Annotated in this window: 16 protein-coding genes; 13 read left to right on the top strand and 3 right to left on the bottom strand. The window is 45.0% G+C overall.

The annotated features are described in order from the left end of the window. Positions 1 to 496: 496 nt before the first annotated feature. Positions 497 to 979 carry a ferritin gene (locus tag NBH15_RS27570; protein ID WP_250824075.1) on the bottom strand — a complete coding sequence of 161 codons (483 nt, stop codon included), beginning with the start codon at positions 977 to 979 and terminating at the stop codon, positions 497 to 499. Positions 980 to 1,133: 154 nt separating this feature from the next. Between NBH15_RS27570 and NBH15_RS27565 the strand changes: the two genes are divergently transcribed. The 4 genes from NBH15_RS27565 (at position 1,134) to NBH15_RS27550 (ending at position 5,817) form a co-directional block, all read left to right on the top strand. After that, positions 1,134 to 2,618, top strand: a complete 1,485-nt coding sequence (locus tag NBH15_RS27565; protein WP_250824074.1) for a DUF4153 domain-containing protein — start codon at positions 1,134 to 1,136, stop codon at positions 2,616 to 2,618. Positions 2,619 to 2,778: 160 nt separating this feature from the next. Further along, positions 2,779 to 3,999 carry a sugar MFS transporter gene (locus tag NBH15_RS27560; protein ID WP_250824076.1) on the top strand — a complete coding sequence of 407 codons (1,221 nt, stop codon included), beginning with the start codon at positions 2,779 to 2,781 and terminating at the stop codon, positions 3,997 to 3,999. A gap of 695 nt (positions 4,000 to 4,694) precedes the next feature. Next, the gene (locus NBH15_RS27555; protein WP_128135496.1) at positions 4,695 to 5,249 is read left to right on the top strand and encodes a hypothetical protein; all 555 of its coding nucleotides are present in this window, start codon (positions 4,695 to 4,697) and stop codon (positions 5,247 to 5,249) included. Between the two features lie 49 nt (positions 5,250 to 5,298). Further along, the gene (locus NBH15_RS27550; protein ID WP_250824073.1) at positions 5,299 to 5,817 is read left to right on the top strand and encodes a hypothetical protein; all 519 of its coding nucleotides are present in this window, start codon (positions 5,299 to 5,301) and stop codon (positions 5,815 to 5,817) included. Between the two features lie 157 nt (positions 5,818 to 5,974). On the opposite strand, the gene NBH15_RS27545 is transcribed toward NBH15_RS27550, so the two are convergent. Continuing rightward, positions 5,975 to 6,808, bottom strand: a complete 834-nt coding sequence (locus tag NBH15_RS27545) for an OmpA family protein (protein ID WP_007659432.1) — start codon at positions 6,806 to 6,808, stop codon at positions 5,975 to 5,977. 95 nt (positions 6,809 to 6,903) lie between these two features. Between NBH15_RS27545 and nrfH the strand changes: the two genes are divergently transcribed. From nrfH to NBH15_RS27510, 7 genes are all read left to right on the top strand, one after another. Continuing rightward, a complete protein-coding gene (gene nrfH / locus NBH15_RS27540; RefSeq protein WP_010800218.1) occupies positions 6,904 to 7,491 on the top strand; it encodes a cytochrome c nitrite reductase small subunit in 588 nt (195 codons plus the stop codon). Positions 7,492 to 7,516: 25 nt separating this feature from the next. Then, positions 7,517 to 9,001, top strand: coding sequence for an ammonia-forming cytochrome c nitrite reductase (gene nrfA, locus NBH15_RS27535; protein WP_128135499.1), 1,485 nt, complete (start codon positions 7,517 to 7,519; stop codon positions 8,999 to 9,001). Between the two features lie 2 nt (positions 9,002 to 9,003). Then, on the top strand, positions 9,004 to 10,275 hold the full coding sequence (locus NBH15_RS27530; protein ID WP_128135500.1) for a cytochrome c biogenesis ResB family protein: 1,272 nt from the start codon (positions 9,004 to 9,006) through the stop codon (positions 10,273 to 10,275). 3 nt (positions 10,276 to 10,278) lie between these two features. Then, complete coding sequence (ccsA, locus tag NBH15_RS27525) at positions 10,279 to 11,073, top strand: cytochrome c biogenesis protein CcsA (protein WP_128135501.1); 795 nt, start codon at positions 10,279 to 10,281, stop codon at positions 11,071 to 11,073. Between the two features lie 38 nt (positions 11,074 to 11,111). After that, on the top strand, positions 11,112 to 12,422 hold the full coding sequence (locus NBH15_RS27520; RefSeq protein WP_128135502.1) for an alginate export family protein: 1,311 nt from the start codon (positions 11,112 to 11,114) through the stop codon (positions 12,420 to 12,422). A gap of 64 nt (positions 12,423 to 12,486) precedes the next feature. Beyond that, positions 12,487 to 13,152 carry a Crp/Fnr family transcriptional regulator gene (locus NBH15_RS27515; protein ID WP_007659441.1) on the top strand — a complete coding sequence of 222 codons (666 nt, stop codon included), beginning with the start codon at positions 12,487 to 12,489 and terminating at the stop codon, positions 13,150 to 13,152. Positions 13,153 to 13,233: 81 nt separating this feature from the next. Next, a complete protein-coding gene (locus NBH15_RS27510; protein WP_250824072.1) occupies positions 13,234 to 14,574 on the top strand; it encodes a sigma-54-dependent transcriptional regulator in 1,341 nt (446 codons plus the stop codon). A gap of 46 nt (positions 14,575 to 14,620) precedes the next feature. Here NBH15_RS27510 and NBH15_RS27505 read toward each other — a convergent pair whose 3' ends face one another. Next, a complete protein-coding gene (locus tag NBH15_RS27505) occupies positions 14,621 to 15,289 on the bottom strand; it encodes a chloramphenicol acetyltransferase (protein ID WP_128135504.1) in 669 nt (222 codons plus the stop codon). A gap of 859 nt (positions 15,290 to 16,148) precedes the next feature. Here NBH15_RS27505 and NBH15_RS27500 point away from each other — a divergent pair. Further along, positions 16,149 to 16,943, top strand: a complete 795-nt coding sequence (locus NBH15_RS27500) for a DUF6261 family protein (RefSeq protein ID WP_128135505.1) — start codon at positions 16,149 to 16,151, stop codon at positions 16,941 to 16,943. Positions 16,944 to 17,238: 295 nt separating this feature from the next. After that, a complete protein-coding gene (locus tag NBH15_RS27495) occupies positions 17,239 to 18,867 on the top strand; it encodes a PAS domain-containing sensor histidine kinase (protein WP_250824071.1) in 1,629 nt (542 codons plus the stop codon). The last annotated feature ends 87 nt before the right edge of the window (positions 18,868 to 18,954 follow it).

The following is an 18,954-nucleotide window of genomic DNA, read 5'->3' as shown; positions in this document are numbered from 1 at the left end:
ACAAAATGACCATTATCAATGCTTTACGGGCAAAACTTGTGGCGAGAATGTTCGCCGTTATCAAAAGGGATGAATTTTATTCTCCTATTTTATCGGAAAATTTTTGCTAAAAACATAAGAATACCTTAGTTTTGGCGCATAGGATTTCGATAAAATAGAAAAGAGTTATCCGCTAATTATAGGATGAACCAATTAGTGACGGTGCCTTCAGGCTGTAGGCCTGTAACAAACTAGCCCAGGGTTCTAACCCTGGGTACCCTTGAATCCTTCTCTTTCTGAGGCACCCTGTAGGGGTGCGACAAGACGAAAAGGGTTGATATTTAGCTTGTCCCGCCCTTACAGGGCGGAGGAATAGGAGCGGGTTTTCATAAACCCAGGGTTGGAACCCTGGGCTGGTTTGTTAAAGCCTTACAGGCTTATATTGACACCGTAAAGGCGGTTCGCGAACCGCCCCTACCAACGACACAACATTCACATCTGATAATATCTGAACCAATTATCTCTTACCCAAATGATGATCCATGATTGCCACATGATGTTCACCGTAGAGTTTTAGTTTTTCAACGATGTTTTTGGCGGTTGCTTCTTCTTCCACTTGTTCACGTACAAAACCCCAAAGGAAATCTTGTGTCGCCTTGTCGTTTTCTGCATGTGCGATATCTACCAGTTTGTCGATCAACTCGGAAACATGAACCTCATGCTGGTAAACATGTTCGAATACTTCCAGCGGTGTGCCGAAAGCTGTCGGAACAACATTGATCTGTTCCAGTTTCACCTGTCCGCCACGTTTTACAGAATAATCAATCATTTTATAGGCATGATCGAGTTCTTCTTCCGATTGTTTTTTCATCCAATGGGCGCAACCGTCCAAACCTATTTGAGCAAAATGAATGTACATGGACAGATAGAGATTGGAAGACCACATCTCTGCCTGTATCTGCTCGTTCAGAGCATCGGATAATTTTCTACTTAAAGTCATAGCTGTATGTTTTATAATACGTTTATTGATTTTATTAATAAAACAAACAGTTATGGGATTTGTTCTAATATGTGTTTATTTATTTCGTCTCTCATCGTTTTTATGTAATAAGAAGTTCTTATCTTCGTTTCTATCTAATAAACGTTGAATCAATATGAAAAAGAAAATAGAGTTTCTCATAAACTGGTTGAAACTGGCTGTCAGGAAACATCCGGTGGAAGTTGTGTTGTCAGTCGTTTTCAGTCTGGCAGGATGTGTCTATTTCGAGTATGGATTCGGATATTCTTTTCTGGCGGCGCCGCTGGCTTATTTTCCGGTCTTGTTCCTGATAACCTATATATTGAACGGACTGACCGTACAACACAAACTACGGCCGCTGTATTTTTTATCGGCTTTCTTTTTTATTCCTTTTTTGTGGCTGGACAAGGATGAGATATGGGAACCGACCTATCTGGTTTCATTGATTGTAGTGCAACTCCTCTATCTGGTTAGCGGCTGGAAACGTGATAATGATGAGTTTGTGCGTGTCGGGTTGCGTTATGTGAAGTCTTTATTGTCTGCCGGATTACTGGCGGGAATAGCTTATCTGCTGGCAATCTCGATCTTTACATCCATACAATATATCTTTGAGATATGGGAAAACAGTTACAGGAGTTTCTATACCGACTCGGCTTACCTTCTGTTTATGTGCGGGATGCCTTTGTTGTTCCTCATGTTCAATCAAGAAAGGGAGGAAAAGGAGGAGAGCCGTAACAGGCTGTTTGAAGTGTTGCTGAATTATGTGCTTTCGCCGGCTTTGCTGATCTATGCGGTCATTCTGTATCTTTATTTTATTAAGGTAGCGGTTCTTTGGTCATTGCCGAAAGGGGCGGTGGCTTATATCGTTGTCAGTTTTGTTTCTGTCACTTTTATTCTGAAAGGTTGCCAGGTCTTTCTGACGAAGAGATATTATGATTGGTTTTATAAACAGGCCAGTTTTGCCGTATTGCCCGCTTTGGCGATGTATTGGGTGGGTGCTTGTTATCGTATCAACGAGTACGGATTTACAGAGCCGCGTGTTTATCTGGTTGTAGTCGGGTTGATACTGACTTGTCTGGCCGTTTTATTCTTTACCAAACAGTCCGGCCGATATCTGTATGCTTCCTGCCTGGCGATCGTCTTCTTGTCGGTGGTTACTTATATACCCGGAATCACGGCAAAAGATATTGAACGGATTTCGCAAACCGGACGGGATAATTACCCTCCGAAAGATAAGAACTCTGACTATCAGGCTTATCTTGAGATTGATAACGGAGAGCCTTTGGATATTTCGGGTTATCAGTTTTTAATGCCGGTTGCCGGATATAAAAATCCAGGTAAAATGTGGACAACGACAGAACGGGATACTTTTTATCTATTCAACCATAAAGGAGATACTATCTATCAGGAGAATTTGACGACATTCTGGAACAACCAGTTGGCAAAAGCCGGGTTGACTCCTTATGATTCTATTCCTGAAACGATGTTCCCTGTTTTACTTGAGTTCGATATGGATTCGGCAAAGTTGGTTTTTAATACGATCAATTTATACCGTAACGCTCCGGACTCTGCTTACCGGATTTCCTACTTTAATCCGAATTATTATCTGAAAAAGAAATAACCGGTCAGGACCTCCAATATCTGCGAGGTCCTGATTATACATAGTTTATTGGCAGAAAAGAATTACCTTTGCAATCTGTTAAGTCATTTCCGGCGCCATATCGGCGGAGAAATGGCAATTGATGGACTGTATATTCAATTACCCGAATCAAAAGAATCTGATGGAAAAGAAAAACAAACAAAGCTTATTTGCCGCCCCCAATGGAAAATCATATCTCATTCCATTCATACTTATCACCAGCCTGTTCCTGTTGTGGGGATTTGCGCATGGTTTACTGGATGTACTGAACAAACATTTCCAGGGCGCTTTCACGATGACGAAGGCGGAGAGCGGCCTGGTGCAGTTTTCCACTTATATCGCTTATTTCCTGATGGCGTTGCCTGCCGGAATGTTTATGAAACGTTACGGTTATAAGAAAGGTATTATTCTGGGCTTGTTACTTTTTGCTGCCGGGGCTTTCGCTTTTATCCCTGCTGCCTTTTTGCATTCTGCGACTCCTTTTCTGGTCGCTTTATTTATCATTGCCTGCGGGTTGTGTATTCTTGAGACGGCTGCCAATCCTTATTCGACTATTTTGGGACCGACGGAGTCGGGTGCGCAGCGTCTGAATTTGTCGCAATCGTTTAACGGGTTGGGTTGGATACTTGGTCCGCTGGTTGGCGGAGCTTTAATCTTCGGAGGTGCGCAGGATGACCCGTTTACCCTGACGAAACCTTATATTCTTGTGGGCGGTATTGTTTTATTGGTAGCTATCCTTTTCTTTTTCACTCGTTTGCCGGAGATAAAGGTAGAGGAACAGAAGGAAAATAGACTTGATACAAAACTCCCCTCCACTTCGATGTGGAGGCACGAGCAGTTTGTACGGGCGGTGATAGCGCAGTTCTGTTATTGTGCGGCGCAAACCGGAATCTTTAGTTTCTTTATTAATTATGTCACGGAACTCGACCCGCAGATGACGAATATCGAAGCCTCGCGGATACTTGCGTTTGGCGGAATGGCTTTATTTATGATTGGCCGCCTTTCCGGAAGTTTTACGATGAAATGGATGGCTCCGGGGAAATTGCTGACCTGGTTTGCATTGGCAGATGCCATCTGTATGGCGTTGGTAATTGTTTCTGCCGGAACGATATCTTTGTATGCGTTGTATATTTCATTCTTCTTCATGTCCATCATGTTTCCGACAATCTTTGCGTTAGGTCTGGAAGGGATGGGCGCTTATACCAAAAAGACATCTTCCTATATCGTGATGGGAGTGGCCGGTGGCGCTTTCAGCCCGATGCTGATGGGATATATCGGGGAAAACAATATGGCAATCGGATTCTTTGTGCCGTTGATTGCATTTCTGTATATTCTGTATTTTGCAATAAGATGTAAGAAGTAGAATTATCTTTAATTCTACTATCATACTATCACTGGTTGATATAAATGTGTGATTATAAGCATTCTAATCTATGATAGTAGGTGTTTTTAACTATCATTTATCTATCATACAACCATCATTTTAACTCTATTTTAACTAAGCAGCCATCTTTTTGACCTTAAAAAGATGACTGCCCGGTTACATGCTGTCTCTCATAATTCGTTAGTCTACTACTTTTTTATCCCAAAACAATGACTTAATTTCGCCCGAATGCAGACTTTTTGTTGCCGGGATGCCCATCTTACCCTGTTTTACATCCCCATCCTGACGATGCGAACACCCGGGTGTCGAAGGTGTCAAGACCCGGGTGTCAAACAATATATGTTACTATGTTGTTGATTTTTAGCTATATATTTATCCAAAAGAAGACGTTTCCTATCTTACTTTTTAAGCGGGTATGATAGTTGTATGATAGATATATGATAGTTAAAAGCACCTACTGTCATAAGATAGAGTGTTGATAACTATGTATTTATATCAAATAATGATAGTATGATAGTAGATGATAAATATTTAATGATAAATAATATTAGGGGGGAGTCTTTTTTATATTTTATTATCACTGCCTCATATAATAATTTATTGATTATCACTCACGCAATATGAAACAAAGGCTGGCGTTTAATGGATAGAAGTATTTAAAATGTGAGAATGATATGAGAAATCGAATGTTTGTGTTTTATCTATTATTGATGTTGACCTTGATGTCGTGTTCTAAGACTGAGATTGGTTTTAACGGCCAGGTTTATTTGTATTTGTCGGAGCCGGAAGTGAACCGGTATCCTGTAGAGAAAGGGGACAGTATCGTAGTGAAGGGATTTAATAGCTGGACTATCGGGGATGAACATAAAGGTATGCTGCCTGATAGTGTTGTGAGGGATTCGGGATATGATAAATCTTATGTTTATTATATCTGCGCGGTTACTGCTGAATTTAAGATGAATGAGGAGGATTTTATTATTATGTATGCTGATCAAAATACTAAATTGGGATATTCTTTTCCGGATATGGATTATATTGGGGTTTCCAATATTGTAAAAGATTATGACAGTCTTGATGATTCATTTGTCATGAACACTTATCTAATCTATATTTCCCAGGAAAAGGATGGTAAAAAGATGGATATCTGGTATCCGTGTTCCCCTTTCGATTTGGAGTGGCATTGTTTTTCCTTTAAAGATATAGATGTAAAATCGAAAGAGGATAAATAGTTTGTTTTACGAATGAAAAGACTGGTATTTAATATTAAATTAAGGAATTATGAAGAATCTGTCGTTTATTTATAGTCTGTTAGTTGTCTTTGCTTTACTCTCCTGTTCAAAGACAAAGTTCCATTATGATAAAAAAATCTATTTATCAGAACCGGAGATAACCTGGTTTACATTTGATGATTATGACAGTGTGGCTGTCAAAGGGTTTACGCGTTGTGAAGCTCTTGACGTGTGCAAAGGTGCGCTTCCTGGAAATGTAGCAAAGGAATCAGGGTTTGATAAATCTTATTTGTATTATATCTATGAAGCTTCGGTAGGAATGAAGGATAACGAAGAAAGATTGGTATTCAAGAATGTTGTGGATTTAGGATATTCAACCAGAGAACTTGAAAACAAAGGAACTTATCAGATAAGCCTGTTGGAAGAAAATGGAGATAAATACCTAAAAACATCTACCTGTCTTATTCATATTTTTCAGGAAGTAGGAGGAGAGAAACAAGATATCTGGTACCCATGTTCTCCCTTTGATTTGGAGTGGAGCTTTTTTTCGATTAAAAACCCACTATAGGTCAATAGAATAGCTGGACTGTTGCAAAAGTCCGTTTTGTCATGGCGGACTTGATCCGCCAACTCATACTAAATGGTGCATATCAACGTAGTATACGATCCCGGGTCAAGCCCGGGATGACAGGATAGCGACTTTTGTACATTCCCGCTATTATAGGTTATTGTAGCATCTGATATAATTTATCCAGCTTCGGTGCCATAATGATCTCTGTCCGGCGGTTCTTGCTGCGGCCTTCAGCCGACTCGTTGTCTGCTACCGGCATATATTCTCCACGTCCGGAAGGTTGTATTTGCAACGGATTCACGCCGTAATCTTTTGTCAGGATACGGACAACCGAAGTTGCACGGATTACACTCAGATCCCAGTTGTCTTTGAACTGTGCCGTGTTAATCGGTTTGCTGTCGGTATGGCCTTCGATATATACATCTATATCCGACTGCTTATTGAGGACTTCCGCCAGTTTAGCCAATGCCTCTTTTCCTCGTTTATCCACCCGGGCGCTTCCTGATTCGAACAATAACTTATCCGACATGGCGACATATACTTTGCCGTCTTTCTCCGTAACAGTCAGTTCTTCGCTGCTGAAACCTAATAAGGCATCCTTTACGCTGCTTAACAGCTTTTGAACTTTTTCGTTCTGGGCATTAATCATATCCTGCAATTCGTTAATCGTCCGTTCCCGCTCGTTCAACTCTTCCATTTTCTGGCTGAGGAGGGAGTTTAACTTTTCCTGTTGCGTCATGTTCGAATTCAGCATCGTCTGATAGTTGCGGATGTTGCTGCCCATCTTTGCCGTGTCCCGCTGAAGGGCGGCGAGGCGCTCGTTCAGTTTGTCACCGGCATCTTTGCAATCGACCAGTTGTTCCTGTAAAGCATTGCCGCGGCCGATGGCTTCGAGCCGCCCATTCTCGGCTTCCAGGTATTTTTTCTTCGTTACACACGAGGTGCAGATCAGCAGTGCGGAGACTGCCATGAATAAAACTTTTCTCATTTGTTGGATAATTTTCGCGCAATGTAATATTTATTACACTTTACCTGTACTCGATTTAAGATATTTGTCAAGAATTAAACTTTAATTAAGGCTGTATGAAGATAAAAGAGATAATAAACGCGATTCTTCCTTCCAGACGATGGAAATTATTTGCCATTGTCGCGAGCGGAGCGATTTGTGGTTTAGGTTTTTATACATTTTATGTATCGAGGGCCTGGAGTTACTTGTCTGATGAGCCGTCGACCTGTGTGAACTGTCATATCATGGGGCCTTATTATGCTACCTGGAGTCACAGTTCGCATAGCCGGAACGCTACTTGTAACGATTGTCATGTGCCGCACGAAAACGCCGCAAAGAAATGGTTTTTCAAAGGAATGGACGGTATGCGACATGCCGCTGTCTTTATGATGCGCGGCGAACCGCAGGTAATACAGGCAATCGACGAAAGCGCTGAAGTAATCATGAACAACTGTGTCCGTTGCCACACGCAACTGAATACCGAATTTGTAAACACCGGACGTATCGACCACAATATGGCGATGGCGGGTGAAGGAAAAGCCTGTTGGGACTGCCACCGCGATGTTCCGCACGGAGGTTCCAACAGCCTCTCGTCCACTCCTTCGGCCATTGTGCCTTATCCGAAAACCAATACGCCGCAATGGCTGAAAGATATGCTTAAATAAAACGAATAAATAAAAATCAACGAATATGGAAAAGAAACTTAAATCATGGCAAGGCTGGTTATTGTTCGGCGGGACAATGGCCGTTGTTTTCGTATTGGGCGTACTCGCTGCCTCGATTAATGAACGGAGGGCCGAGATTGCCAGTGTGATGAATAACAAGAAAGTCGAGATTACCGGCATTGAGTCGGTAAACGAAAAATTTGCCCCAAACTATCCGCGGGAATATGAAACCTGGACGCAGACGATGGATACCAGTTTTCAAAGCAAGTATAACGGAAACCAGATGGTCGATGTGCTGGCAGCCCGTCCCGAAATGGTTATTCTTTGGGCCGGATATGCTTTTTCTAAAGATTACTCGACTCCACGCGGTCATATGCATGCGATTGACGATATGCGTCATACCTTGCGTGTCGGTGCTCCGATGACACCCGATGAAGGTCCGCAGCCGGCAACTTGCTGGACCTGTAAGAGTCCGGACGTTCCCCGTATGATGCAGGCGATAGGAGTAGATAATTTCTATAAGAGCAAATGGGCGGCAATGGGAACGGAGATTATGAATCCTATCGGTTGTGCCGATTGCCATGAACCGGAGAATATGAACCTGCATATCAGCCGTCCGGCCCTGATTGAAGCATTCCAGCGCCAGGGACGCGACATCACCAAGGCTACCCAGCAGGAAATGCGTTCCTTGGTTTGTGCGCAGTGCCATGTGGAATATTATTTTAAGGGTGACGGAAAGTATCTGACTTTCCCCTGGGATAAAGGCTTTACTGTTGAAGACATGGAGGCTTATTATGACGAAGAAGGTTTCGCAGACTATACGCATAAACTGAGCCGTACACCGATTCTGAAAGCACAGCATCCGGATTATGAATTGTCGATGATGGGTATCCATGCACAGCGTGGCGTGTCGTGTGCCGATTGCCATATGCCTTACAAGAGCGAAGGCGGCGTGAAATACAGTGACCACCATATCATGAGCCCGTTGGCAATGATTGACCGTACCTGCCAGGTTTGCCACCGTGAAAGCGAAGAAACTTTGCGTAATAATGTTTACGAACGTCAGAACAAGGCAAACGAAATGCGTAACCGTCTGGAAGCCGAACTGGCAAAAGCACATATCGAAGCAAAGTTTGCCTGGGATAAAGGCGCAACGGAAGACCAGATGGCTCCGGTATTGAAACTGCTCCGTCAGGCACAATGGCGTTGGGATTTCGGTGTTGCTTCCCATGGCGGAGCATTCCATGCACCGCAGGAAATACAGCGTATCCTGGGTAACGGCCTCGACAGGACCATGCAGGCACGTCTGGCTGTATCCAAAGTATTAGCTAAATTGGGTTATACCGATGATGTTCCGATGCCGGATATCTCGACAAAAGAAAAAGCACAGCAATATATCGGTCTGGATATGGCTGCCGAACGTCAGGCAAAAGAGAAATTCCTGAACACTGTCGTTCCGGAATGGATTAAGGAAGCGAAAGCAAACAAACGTCTGGCTGAAAAGATTTGATTATGTGGAAGCAACCCTGGGGATATGCAGAAGGATGGGCGATAAGCATCGGCCTGTTCATTACCGGAGTCATTTTGCAAATGACAACCGGGAAGGTGGACGCGACTCTTTTCCAGTATCCCCTGAACGCTATAGCAGGAGGAGTGTTCCTGTTTTTCTTGATAATGGTATATGCCGCGAGCCGTAAAGCTGCTGCCTTGCAGTGGTTTTACAGCCTGACGGCGAGTATTACCTCTTTAACGGCCTGGATGGTTTTGGTTATCATCATGGGACTGACCCGACAAGTGGCTCCCTCTGCAACGGTTACTCACGGAGGACTACTGTCCGGGTTAGGTTTCATGCAAATGACGGTCTCGTGGCCTTTCATGCTGCTGTTCCTTTATTTTCTCTCCGTATTGGGGTTGGTGACGATTCGGAAGATAAGCCGTTTTAAATGGAAAGATGTTCCTTTCATCCTGAATCATGCCGGATTATTCATTACGTTGCTGGCAGCCATTTTAGGAAATGGTGACTTGCAACGTCTGCGGATGACGGTTCCGCAAGGTGAACCGGAATGGCGGGCAACCGACGAAGCCGGAGAAATGCAGGAACTGCCTTTAGCCATCGAACTGAAATCATTTACAATCGACGAGTATCCTCCGAAGCTGCTGGTTATCGATAATGCGGACGGTAAAGCGTTGCCCAAAAAGAATCCTGAAAACATCCTGGTCGAATCGACTCCTTTGTCCGGCAGTCTGTTGGATTGGGAGATAGAAGTAACCGACCTGTTGCCGATGGCCGCCTGTGTCCCCGGAAAGGATACGGTCAACTTTGTCGCCTTTCATTCCGAAGGGGCGACAACCGCCTTATACGTAACCGCCCGCAACAAGGCAAGCGGTGTCGAAAAAAGCGGTTGGGTGAGTTGCGGCAGCTTCATGTTCCCGTACGTATCCCTGCAACTGAATGAGGAGGTGAGCCTGGTCATGCCGGAACGCGAACCGAAACGCTTCGCCTCCGAGGTCTTGGTGTATACGAAGGAAAAGGAGCAGGCCGAAGCATTGATTGAAGTGAACAAGCCTCTAAGCATGGGCGGCTGGAAGATTTACCAGCTAAGCTACGACGAAACAAAAGGGAAATGGAGCCGCCTGAGCATCTTCGAGTTGGTGAAAGACCCGTGGCTTCCGTTGGTATATACCGGCATTCTGATGATGTTGCTCGGTTCCGTCTGCCTCTTCATTCTGGCACCCGGGAACAAGCCGGAACAGGCGGCCGTTAATGACACAAAAACAGTATAACGTATGGAATGGAATCATTTGATATATTTCGCTTTGCCGGCCGTGTTTTGCTGGGGCGTGGGAGCAATGGCGGCTTACCGGCCTGGCAAGTCGTTGCAGGTGGTTTTGTGGACGGTTGCCGGCCTGGCTATCTTTATGGCTTTCATCGTCGGGATGTGGGTGTCGTTGGAACGACCGCCGTTGCGGACGATGGGGGAGACCCGCCTGTGGTATTCCTTCTTCCTGCCGGTTGCCGGAATCATTACTTATATCCGCTGGCGCTATAAATGGATCTTGTCTTTCAGTACGGTCATGTCGCTGGTGTTTATTTGTATCAACCTGTTTAAGCCGGAGATACATAATAAGACGCTGATGCCCGCCTTGCAAAGTCCCTGGTTTGCACCGCATGTGATTGTTTATATGTTTGCCTATGCGATGCTGGGAGCGGGGGCCGTGGTGGCCGTCTATCTGCTGGTCCGGTCGCGAAAGACAGCGATTGAGCCGGGTGTAATGAATCTCTGCGATAACCTAGTCTATGTGGGAACTGCTTTCCTGACTATCGGCATGCTTTTCGGGGCGCTCTGGGCGAAAGAAGCTTGGGGGCATTACTGGAGCTGGGACCCGAAAGAGACCTGGGCAGCAGCGACCTGGCTGGGCAATCTGCTGTATATACACTTCCGGTTTCAGAAGAACAAACAGTACAGGGCGGCCCTTGGAATACTGGTGTTCGCTTTTATCTTGCTGCAAGTTTGCTGGTTCGGCGTGAATTATCTGCCTTCGGCACAAGGCAACAGCGTACACGTTTACAATATGGAATAACAAATAAAAAGAAATATCAACTTAAATCGTAAACAAAAATGAAGAAACGGGTGATTGTTTTTTCCGGGCTTCTGTTGGTAAGCTCGATGTGGATGAAAGCAGACGAGAATGAAACATCCAAAGATAAAGAGAATACATTCTCGATGAGTGCGCAGATACGTCCGCGTGCAGAGTACAGGAACGGAGTTTTAAATCCCCGTAGCGAAGGGCAGGAGCCGGCCGGCTTCATCAATAACCGTGCCCGCCTTTCCATGAATTACGAGCGGCAGAACCTGTCGATCGGTCTTTCCGCACAGCACGTAGGCGTCTGGGGACAGGATCCGCAGATCGACAAGAACGGCCGTTTCATCCTGAACGAGGCCTGGGCACAACTCGACTTCGGATACGGCCTCTTTGCCAAGCTCGGACGCCAGTCGCTCATCTACGACGATGAACGCATCCTCGGCGGACTGGACTGGAACATCGCTGGCCGTTATCACGACGCCCTGAAACTGGGTTATGAGAACAAACAGAACAAACTTCATCTCATCCTCGCCTTTAACCAGAACGACGAAACTAAAATAGGCGGCACCTTCTACGCCGAGGGCGCGCAACCTTACAAGAACATGCAAACCCTTTGGTATCAGCATATCGGCAGCAAGAAATTTAAAGCCTCTTTCCTATTCATGAACCTCGGACTGGAAGGCGGCGACCAGACAGAAAAGGTTTCCGACACCCAGTTCATGCAAACGATGGGAACAAACCTGTATTACCAGCCGGGCAACTGGACCTTTGGCGGTACCTTTTATTACCAGTCCGGCAAGAATGCCAAGAAACGTGAAGTCTCCGCTTTCCTCTGGGCCTTGAATGCCGCCTATAAAATCAATTCGCAATGGAGCGTTGCCCTCGGCAGCGATTACCTGAGTGGTGCGGACAATACGGACGGTCCGGATGCCAAATACACGGCCTTCGATCCGTTATACGGAACCCATCACAAATTCTACGGTGCGATGGATTATTATTATGCCACTCCCTTCCAGAACGGTTTCAATCCGGGACTTTGGGACAACCAGGTGAAGCTCGCCTTCAAACCGTCGAAAAAAGTCGACCTGTCGCTCGCCTACCATTATTTCTCCACCACAAGCGACGTGACGGTTAAGGGAAAGGACCTCGACCGCGGACTGGGTTCCGAACTCGACCTCCAGGTGGACTGGCAGATTATGAAAGACGTGAAACTCTCCGCCGGCTACTCCACGATGCTCGGAACATCGACGATGGAAGCCGTCAAGGGAGGCAGTAAAGATAGTTGGCAAGACTGGGGATGGTTGTCGATCAACATTAATCCGAGAATATTTATTGCCAAGTGGTAACTTGCAGGTGTCGGAAATGTTCTTATCTTTGTAAGAAATATTTCCGACACTAAATCGATGCTGAATGAATATAACCGATATCTTTCAAATACCGTTGTTCCGGAATTTCACGCAGAAGATGCAGGAAGACTTCCTGGAGAATCTGGAATACACACTAGAGAACCATCCGAAAGGAAAAACGATTATCCACCAGGGTTCGCCGTGCCAGGCCATACACGTTCTGCTCGAAGGTAAACTGAACGTAGACGTAGTCGACGTCTCGGGAGGCGAAGTCAGGGTAGAGGTCATCAAAGCCCCGCGCACCTTTGCCACTCCGCATGTTTTTGCCGAAAAGAACCAGTTCCCCGCCACCTTCTCGGTCGAGGAAGATGTCGTCCTGATGAAGATTTCCAAAGATTCATTCTTTAAGATGATGCATTCGATGCCCGTGCTCCTTCATAACTTCCTTTGCGTCAGCACCAGTTGCAACAAATGCACCATGACCCGCCTGCGTGTCCTCTCTTTCCGCGGCATCCGCAGCCGTTACATTTATTATCTGATAGACCATCTGAAAGAGGGCGAAGACACGGTCGATATGGAGCACAATCAGGTGCAGCTTGCCGAGTATTTCGGCGTCACGCGGCCCGCCCTTTCCAAAGAAATCAATAAGCTCGTAGACAGCGGTTTTATCCGCATCTCGCGTAACAAGGTGAAGGTACTGAACAAGCAGGCCCTTATCAGCATGCTATAAAATTCAGCATATTGCCCCGCATCCCCTTGCCGGAAAAAATAATCATCGTACATTTGCCTGCGTTACAGAATTGTTGAATGTATGGGAAAAGTACTGATTATTGACGACGAAAAGCAGATTTTAGGTTTACTCTCACGTATCATCGGACTTGAAGGTTACGATGTGTTCCAGGCGTCCACCTGCCGGGCAGGTCTGAAACAACTGGAACAGCAGACCCCCGAAGTCATCCTGTGCGACGTCTGCCTGCCCGACGGCAGCGGCGTTGAACTTGTACGCGAACTAAAGAAGCTGCGCCCCCATTCCGAAGTCATCCTGCTGACCGCCCACGGCAATATCCCCGACGGCGTGCAAGCCATCAAGAACGGTGCTTTCGATTATATTACCAAAGGCGACGACAACAATAAAATCCTCCCCCTGATCGCCAAGGCTATGGAGAAGGCCACCACCGCCTACCGTCAGGAGAAAGCTGCCGCTTCGCCGGTCGGCCGGCAATATTCGTTCGACACCATCGTCGGCAAATCGCCCGCCATACAGGAGGCGATCGCCCTGGCCCGCAAGGTGGCGCAAACCGATGTCCCCGTGCTGCTGACAGGCGAGACAGGCACCGGAAAGGAAGTCTTCGCCCAGTCCATCCACCAACACAGTTCGCGTAGCGGAAAAGCCTTTGTGGCTATCAACTGCTCTTCTTTCAGCCGCGACCTGCTGGAGAGCGAGATGTTCGGCCATAAAGCCGGCGCTTTCACGGGTGCTTTGAAGGAGACGAAAGGACTTTTCGAGGAGGCCGACAACGGTACTATCTTCCTCGACGAAATCGGTGAAATGGCTTTCGACCTGCAAGCCAAGCTGTTGCGTATCCTGGAAACCGGCGAGTTTATCAAGATTGGCGATACACGTCCGGTAAAGGTGAACGTCCGCGTCATCGCCGCCACCAACCGCGACCTTTCCAAAGAGATTGCCGAGGGACATTTCCGCGAAGATTTGTTTTACCGCCTTTCCGTCTTCCAGATACATCTGCCGCCGTTACGGGAACGGTCGGAGGATATTCCGTTGCATGTAAAGGCGTTCGTTACGGCTTTGTCGGCAAAGATGGGCAAGGAAATCAAGACGATTTCGCCCGATTATATCAACCTGCTGAAAAAATACACCTGGAAAGGAAACGTCCGCGAACTCCGGAATATGGTGGAACGCAGCCTGATTATTGCGGATGGCGATGTGCTGACGCCGGATTCGTTGCCCCTGAACATTCAGCAACCCAATGCCTCGGCAAACGATGCTTATGCCGGGTTCGACCTGAGCGGCGTTGAAAAAATGCATATACAGAAAGTCCTGAAATATACGAACGGGAATAAAACCGAAACTTCCCGCCTGCTGGGGATCGGGTTGACTACGCTGTATAGGAAGATTGAGGAATATGGGTTGTAGTAAACTATAACACACCCCCTGCCCCCTCTCGAGAGGGGAGGGGATACTATCCCAGATATTTTTCCACCTTCTGATAGAACGTCGCCAGATGTGCCCCATCCACAAACCCGTGATGCACGTTGATCGCGACGGGGATAATCAGTTTTCCTTCCCTTGTTACCGCTTTTCCCACGTTCAGCAACGGGTAGCTGCTACCGCTTTCGCGCTCCTGCGTATGGGTCATCGATGTAAAATAAAGGTCGGGCGTCGCGCTCACCAGAATAACACTATACCGGTTTTCTTCAGACGACAGGTTTTCGGCATTATACGGGTCTCCGTCCTCCGGGATAGAGGCGATGATACGTCGCGCCTCCCGATGGAAGTCTTCAAACCCGGCTATCCACGGAATCCTGACCGTATAGAATTTCCCATTCTCCTTCATCCGGATGGGGCATAAGACATCGACAGTCTCGAAATACATCACCTGCCCTTCGTCATCCACTCTGAAGCGCAACTCCTTAATCTCGTTTGCCGCCCGCAAGATGGCGTATAAATAATGTATAAAGAAGGACTGCCCGTTCTTTTTCGCTTTCTCTTTTGCCACAGTGCATTCCACTTCGGAGGTAATAGTGATACACGGATTCAGGAAATTCCGGAAGAAATTAAAATTATCTTTCCGTTCCCACGTTTCAATATCGACGATTTGTCTTTTAGGAAAGGCCGTTTGCTTATCCATTCTCTACTCAGTTTTATTGATTGGATGCAAAGATAGCTATTTCGTTTTGAAGGAATCTATTTTTCAAAAAAGAAGACTGAAAACTTATTGTAAAATCAATCAATACCGAAATCCTCATAAGATTGATTTTCTATAAATAAAAAAATATATATGCCGATAGGAAATCTTTACAATTGAAGCATGTTAAATCCTAAATGAATAACATGATTGTATCCATTGAAAAACAATTATGAAAAGTGTTAAATATGAATGACTAAATTAATCGAACGTTTTTTCTAGTCACATTTAAGTTTTTCTTTAGAAATAATCATATCCGATTAAATAACACTCATTATAACAAGAGAATCAATCATTCTCTTCGTTTTTTTTTGAAATAATATTTGTTTATTTAATTATTTTTCCTTCCTTTGCAATGACAGAAAAAAACGTTCGTTTTTTCTAGTCATTTCGCTGTTAATAAATATAAACACAAATATAATTCAACCCCTTGACGGGCCATTACCTAAATCTGATAAGAATGAAACAAAGACAATCTGAACATCCTCCGAATGTTGATAAACAAACGGGGAAGCGGGAATAGAAATAAGGAGATAAAGATAAATTTGTTTTCAAGCATTTCATTAATACTAGATATGCCGGTTTATGTGTCGTGAGACACGTACGGCAGTAAAAAGCCTTCGATACGTGTATCGGATGGCTTCGGCACAACAAAGATCCCTCCGGTATGAGTATCGAGACTTTTTTAAAGGGTGGTCATTATATCGATACAAGTATCGGGGGATTGCGCCGAGGGCGTAATGTTATTGTAAAATATTGGAAACATTTTTACCAGGTACTAAACGAATAAAAACACATACCTATGACTAAAATACAAACATTTGGAACAAAAACACGATTGAAGAATAACGAAAGTCTGACGTTCGGCCGTGAAATAGAAACAGCTATCGAAGCCAAAGGCGACGATACGCTGGAGATAACTGATATATTTTCCGATTATAAGGCGAAATTGCAGGCGTTCGATGATAGCATTGTCAACGTTGCCAAAAGTTCTATTACCGAACAGATGGCTATGGGTAACAAACAACGTGGTAACCTGCATGTTGCCATACTTATAGAAATAAGAAACGGATTGAGGCACTTCGATCAGGATAAGCGAGACGGCGCTTTGCGTCTGAGCGTATTGGCTGATACTTTTACCGGTGCCCAACGGCGTTCGTTCGACGACCTGACAAGTTTTATCAATAACTTTTTACAGGAACTGGCGTCCGATAAATACAAGGCAGACGCTACTCTCTTAGGTTTGGACGGCTGGATAGCCGAACTTAAAAAAGCAAACGACCTTTGTGCCGAACTGACATCGAAGCGCTCGAAAGAACACTCTGAAAAGAGCGGAAAAGGAAGTACCGAAATGACACGTCCCATCTACGAGAAGGCTTATAACGCATTGGTGGAAAAACTGAATGCCCTGGCACTCGTCAAAGGAGATGATAAATACGCCGAACTGTTCGCATGGTGGAACGCGCGTATCGACCATTACCGTGTCGTCATCTCCGACAGCCTCGGGGCAGGCAAGGGAGGAAAGACGAGCACCGGAACTACCCGCCCGCCATCGTCGGGAGGAAGTAGCGGTGGCGACCGTCCGGAAATTGAATAGGAGGTTAGGATTGATAAGGGGGGTAGGCGGAGGCTGTGAGGTTTCCGCCTGCATTTTTGATATGAATTTGATATTCCATATTATGTTTTTTATGTGCTATTTTTGTGATAGTCAGTAAAAATCAATGATTTTCATGAATTTATTTACAAATTGTCTTTGAAGAATAGATTTATTACAATAGCTTTGCGGGAACAGTGAAGCAATGTTTTTCAACTATTCTTCATATGTACGTAAGATGAAACAGAAAATACAATGAATTTATTAGAGGGGTATAACTTGGGTCTAAATTAAAATTATGAAGCGCAACATCGGTATATTTATTTTGCTGGAATATTTTACCGGAAAGATATATGCGGGGTGCATCCCTGCGATAAATATTTCTCCGGCAATAGGAGGGGATGCGTTTTGTTCTGCCAATTCTTCCATGCTGGAAAAGCCATTGAATTTTATCGAACATTATGACCTGCTGATATTCAGCCTCTATTTCCTTGCTTCCATCATTGTTGCACTGCTTACAATCATCTATATCAGGTACATAAAATCGAAGATGCGGACCCGCGAATATAAATTGCTTCTTAAATACCGTGATTTATTCGACAATATGCCTATCCCTTATCTGCGTAGTAAAGTCCTGAATAAAGACGGACAGCTTGATTTTATTATTATTGATGTCAACAATGCTTTTGAAAAGAAGGTATTGCCCGGATTCAATATCCGGCATAAAAACAGGGAGCAGATTGAAGAAGCCTCGATTGGTTCGATGGACAGGTTTCTGGACGTTTCAAAAAAAGTACTGGCTACAAAAGAAACGCATACGGGCGAATATGAGGTGAACGGGGCTTCGTATACAGTCATCATTCGTTCATCGGAAGAAGAAGATGTGGTGGACGTGTTCTTTGTCGATGTGACGAAGCTGAAAAATTACCGCGAAAATCTGGAACTGGTAAATTATAAGCTGTCGATAGCGATAGAAGCGGCTGATATGATTTGCTGGTATTATGATATAAAAAATGATTTATTCTCCGTAAAAAAGATGGTGGTCGAATACGATTCGTTGACCGGAAAGACACACCGGAGGCTGGTCGAAGATAAAAACGTCCCACTGGAAACGGCTTTGATGCAGGTGCATACCGATTTCCGTGAGCAGGTGAGGGAGTTGTTCAGGCGATTAATCAGAGGAGATATACGCAGGGGACATCTGGAATACCAGTTGAGCGACCTGAATATCTATAATGACAAGGAAGTCTCATGGGAAGAGACGTTAGCTGAGGTCGAGTACGACAGCGAAGGGAATGTTATTGCCCTCGACGGTGTTTTCATGCCTATCACGGAACAAAAACTGCTGGAACAGAGCCTGCGCGATGCCCTCACTGCCGCCGAAGAGGCCAACCGGCTGAAATCCGCTTTCCTGGCGAATATGAGCCATGAAATACGGACGCCACTGAATGCGATCATAGGTTTCTCAAATTTGTTGATTAACGTTGAGACGGAAGAGGAAAAGCAGGAGTTTATCGGGATTATCGAAAATAACAACGCGCTGTTGCTGCAACTAATTAACGATATTTTCGACCTGGCAATGATAGATGCAGAAACGCTCGACTTTAACGAATCGAGGACTTCTGTCAACCATATTATTGACGAGATCGTGACGTCTGCCCGGATGAGGAACCGAAATAAGAATGTGCAGTTTATCGGTAGCAAAGGATTGCCGCAGTGTTATATCGTCATCGCAAAACATCGTTTGGCACAGGTGTTGGCAAATTTGGTGAGTAATTCCATGAAGTTCACGGAATCCGGGTCTATAACGGTCGGGTATGAGTATGAGCAGAAAGGGAACCTGTTGAAGTTTTTTGTCAGGGATACGGGTATCGGCATTCCTAAAAATAAGACCTTAGTTTTGGCAGATAGAATTTCGATAAGATAAAAAAGATAGATTTGTAATATGTCAAACCATTGAAAGAAAGGAAGACAAAGAGTGAACCAGTAAAAAAATGGAATAAGATTCATGTTC

The sequence above is a fragment of the Parabacteroides caeci genome (assembly GCF_023656795.1).
Taxonomy (GTDB): domain Bacteria; phylum Bacteroidota; class Bacteroidia; order Bacteroidales; family Tannerellaceae; genus Parabacteroides; species Parabacteroides segnis.
Note: the sequence above shows the minus strand (reverse complement) of the source record. Positions and strands in the feature narration are given on the sequence as shown.